The organism is Frigoribacterium sp. PvP054, assembly GCF_040547465.1.
Taxonomy (GTDB): Bacteria; Actinomycetota; Actinomycetes; order Actinomycetales; family Microbacteriaceae; genus Frigoribacterium.
In genome coordinates this window covers 1-4,403 of sequence record NZ_JBEPPU010000025.1, presented here as the reverse complement: position 1 = coordinate 4,403, position 4,403 = coordinate 1, and the positions used below count along the sequence as shown (strand labels likewise).

Below are 4,403 nucleotides of genomic sequence, written 5' to 3'. Positions count from 1 at the left end.
GGAGTCCGGCGGTGTCCTACTCTCCCACAAGGTCCCCCTTGCAGTACCATCGGCGCTGAGAGTCTTAGCTTCCGGGTTCGGAATGTGACCGGGCGTTTCCCTCTCGCTATGGCCGCCGAAACATTTACCACACACCATGTCTGGTGGTGAAGTCTGTTTCAGACCATGCGCCAACCCGTAAGGGTCTGGCGTCTTGTCTGTGTTCATTTGTTTTGTGTTGTTCCCGACCGTATTTCGGGAACCACATAGTGGACGCAAGCAGCTTTCCCCCGCCTCTACAGGGAGGGAGTGTTGTCAAGTTATCGGCTTATTAGTACCGGTCAGCTCCATGGGTCGTTAGTCCCCACTTCCACATCCGGCCTATCAACCCAGTAGTCTAGCTGGGAGCCTCTCACCCCGAAGGGTATGGAAATCTCATCTCGAAGCCGGCTTCCCGCTTAGATGCTTTCAGCGGTTATCCGTTCCGAACGTAGCTAATCAGCGGTGCCCTTGGCAGGACAACTGACACACCAGAGGTTCGTCCATCCCGGTCCTCTCGTACTAGGGATAGATCTTCTCAAATTTCCTACGCGCGCAGCGGATAGGGACCGAACTGTCTCACGACGTTCTAAACCCAGCTCGCGTACCGCTTTAATGGGCGAACAGCCCAACCCTTGGGACCTACTCCAGCCCCAGGATGCGACGAGCCGACATCGAGGTGCCAAACCATGCCGTCGATATGGACTCTTGGGCAAGATCAGCCTGTTATCCCCGAGGTACCTTTTATCCGTTGAGCGACAGCGCTTCCACAAGCCACTGCCGGATCACTAGTCCCGACTTTCGTCCCTGCTCGACTTGTCAGTCTCACAGTCAAGCTCCCTTGTGCACTTACACTCGACACCTGATTGCCAACCAGGTTGAGGGAACCTTTGGGCGCCTCCGTTACTTTTTGGGAGGCAACCGCCCCAGTTAAACTACCCACCAGGCACTGTCCCAGAACCGGATCACGGTTCGTAGTTAGATATCCAAAGTGACCAGAGTGGTATTTCAACAATGACTCCACCTGAACTAGCGTCCAAGCTTCACAGTCTCCCACCTATCCTACACAAGCCACTCCGAACACCAATACCAAGCTGTAGTAAAGGTCACGGGGTCTTTCCGTCCTGCTGCGCGTAACGAGCATCTTTACTCGTAGTGCAATTTCGCCGAGTTCGCGGTTGAGACAGCTGGGAAGTCGTTACGCCATTCGTGCAGGTCGGAACTTACCCGACAAGGAATTTCGCTACCTTAGGATGGTTATAGTTACCACCGCCGTTTACTGGGGCTTAAATTCTGAGCTTCGCTTGCGCTAACCCTTCCTCTTAACCTTCCAGCACCGGGCAGGCGTCAGTCCGTATACATCGTCTTGCGACTTGGCACGGACCTGTGTTTTTAGTAAACAGTCGCTTCCCACTGGTCTCTGCGGCCTTTCCCGCTCCGGGAGTAAATCCCATCACGGTTCCGGCCCCCCTTCTCCCGAAGTTACGGGGGCATTTTGCCGAGTTCCTTAACCACGATTCTCTCGATCTCCTTGGTATTCTCTACCTGACCACCTGAGTCGGTTTGGGGTACGGGCGGCTTGAACCTCACGTCGATGCTTTTCTCGGCAGCATAGGATCACTGATTTCCCCCAATCGGGGTACGCATCGGATCTCAGGCGCATTGACGACGGATTTGCCTATCGTCAGCCCTACATCCTTACACCAGGTTCACCTTACGGATACCATCGCCTGGCTCAGCTACCTTCCTGCGTCACACCTGTTAATACGTTAACCGCACCAGCATGGGGTCGAGCGTTAGACCGGCCGGCATCACCCCGAAGGGATCCACTCAGCCGGGTTAGGACTCTTAGCACCACTGGATTAGCTTGGGCGGTTCTTCGCCGGTACGGGAATATCAACCCGTTGTCCATCGACTACGCCTGTCGGCCTCGCCTTAGGTCCCGACTTACCCAGGGCGGATTAACCTGGCCCTGGAACCCTTGGTCTTTCGGAGGACGGGTTTCTCACCCGTCTTTCGCTACTCATGCCTGCATTCTCACTCGTGTGGCCTCCACGGCTGGTTTACACCGCCGCTTCACTGGCCACACGACGCTCTCCTACCACTCCGTACGACTGAACCACGAAGGCTTGTCTATAATACGAAATCTACAACTTCGGTGGTGTGCTTGAGCCCCGTTACATTGTCGGCGCGGAATCACTTGACCAGTGAGCTATTACGCACTCTTTCAAGGGTGGCTGCTTCTAAGCCAACCTCCTGGTTGTCTATGCAACTCCACATCCTTTCCCACTTAGCACACGCTTAGGGACCTTAGTTGGTAGTCTGGGTTGTTTCCCTCTCGACGATGAAGCTTATCCCCCACCGTCTCACTGCTGCGCTCTCACTTACCGGCATTCGGAGTTTGGCTGACGTCAGTAAGCTTTTGGGCCCCATCGGCCATCCAGTAGCTCTACCTCCGGCAAGAAACACGCAACGCTGCACCTAAATGCATTTCGGAGAGAACCAGCTATCACGAAGTTTGATTGGCCTTTCACCCCTATCCACAGCTCATCCCCTCAGTTTTCAACCTAAGTGGGTTCGGTCCTCCACGACGTCTTACCGTCGCTTCAACCTGGCCATGGATAGATCACTTCGCTTCGGGTCTAGGACATGCGACTGTATCGCCCTATTAAGACTCGCTTTCGCTACGGCTACCCCACACGGGTTAACCTCGCCACATATCGCTAACTCGCAGGCTCATTCTTCAAAAGGCACGCTGTCACCCCTACAAGGAGGCTCCAACGGTTTGTAAGCAAACGGTTTCAGGTACTATTTCACTCCCCTCCCGGGGTACTTTTCACCTTTCCCTCACGGTACTTGTCCGCTATCGGTCATCTGGGAGTATTTAGGCTTATCAGGTGGTCCTGACAGATTCACACGGGATTTCTCGGGCCCCGAGCTACTTGGGATACCCATTCAGCCAGCGCCAGCATTTCGGCTACGGGGTTCGCACCCTCTATGACCAGCCATTCAAAGCTGTTCGCCTATACTGCGCTGTAACTGCTCCTGTCCGGCAGAACAGGACAACGGGTCCCACAACCCCGACCATGCAACGACCGCCGTCTATCACACATGACCGGTTTAGCCTCTTCCGATTTCGCTCGCCACTACTGACGGAATCACTGTTGTTTTCTCTTCCTGTGGGTACTGAGATGTTTCACTTCCCCACGTTCCCTCTACCCGCCCTATATATTCAGGCGGGAGTCACCAGACATAACGCCTGGCGGGGTTTCCCCATTCGGAAATCCTCGGATCAGGGCTCGATTATCAGCTCCCCGAGGCTTATCGCAGATTTCTACGTCCTTCTTCGGCTCCAGATGCCAAGGCATCCACCGTTTGCTCTTAGAAACTTGACCACAAAGTTGCTGCCGGCCAAAGACCGGCAGCGTCAGTGTTATCTCATTCGCCAACCACACCCCGAAGGGCGGGTTGGTCTAAGAAATTGCACTTAGTATCACAAACAACAACCAACCCGAAGGCCGGCAATTCTTTGCGACTAAGATGCTCGCGTCCACTGTGTAGTTCTCAAAATACGGGCGGCACCATGATCACCCTGCCATTGATGCAGGACTTTCATGGCCCAGAGGTAAAACCCCCACACCAAGTGTGGGTGCTTGGTCCCTCAGGACCCAACAGCGTGCATGCCCTCCACCTTGAACACCCTCACCTTCCAGACACCACGAAGGTGCCGTACTAGCGCTGATGCTCTCCGCGAAGAGCCATCGTCAATGTTCCACCCATGAGCGCCGGCCGAAGACATTCGCTTCGAAACCGACTTGACCCGAAACTCCCCGTGTAAACAGCGGGGCGGGTACATGCTCCTTAGAAAGGAGGTGATCCAGCCGCACCTTCCGGTACGGCTACCTTGTTACGACTTAGTCCTAATCACCGATCCCACCTTCGACAGCTCCATCCACAAGGGTTAGGCCACTGGCTTCGGGTGTTACCGACTTTCATGACTTGACGGGCGGTGTGTACAAGGCCCGGGAACGTATTCACCGCAGCGTTGCTGATCTGCGATTACTAGCGACTCCGACTTCATGAGGTCGAGTTGCAGACCTCAATCCGAACTGAGACCGGCTTTTTGGGATTCGCTCCACCTTACGGTATCGCAGCCCTTTGTACCGGCCATTGTAGCATGCGTGAAGCCCAAGACATAAGGGGCATGATGATTTGACGTCATCCCCACCTTCCTCCGAGTTGACCCCGGCAGTCTCCTATGAGTTCCCACCATAACGTGCTGGCAACATAGAACGAGGGTTGCGCTCGTTGCGGGACTTAACCCAACATCTCACGACACGAGCTGACGACAACCATGCACCACCTGTATACCGACCTTGCGGGGC

Annotated in this window: 3 rRNA genes; all 3 read right to left on the bottom strand. The window is 54.9% G+C overall.

Features of this window, described 5'->3' with window-relative positions:
- Positions 1-3: 3 nt before the first annotated feature.
- Positions 4-120 (bottom strand): 5S ribosomal RNA (rrf, locus tag ABID81_RS15705).
- A gap of 170 nt (positions 121-290) precedes the next feature.
- Positions 291-3,413, bottom strand: a 23S ribosomal RNA gene (locus ABID81_RS15700).
- Between the two features lie 470 nt (positions 3,414-3,883).
- A 16S ribosomal RNA gene (locus tag ABID81_RS15695) occupies positions 3,884-4,403 on the bottom strand; the annotation flags it as partial.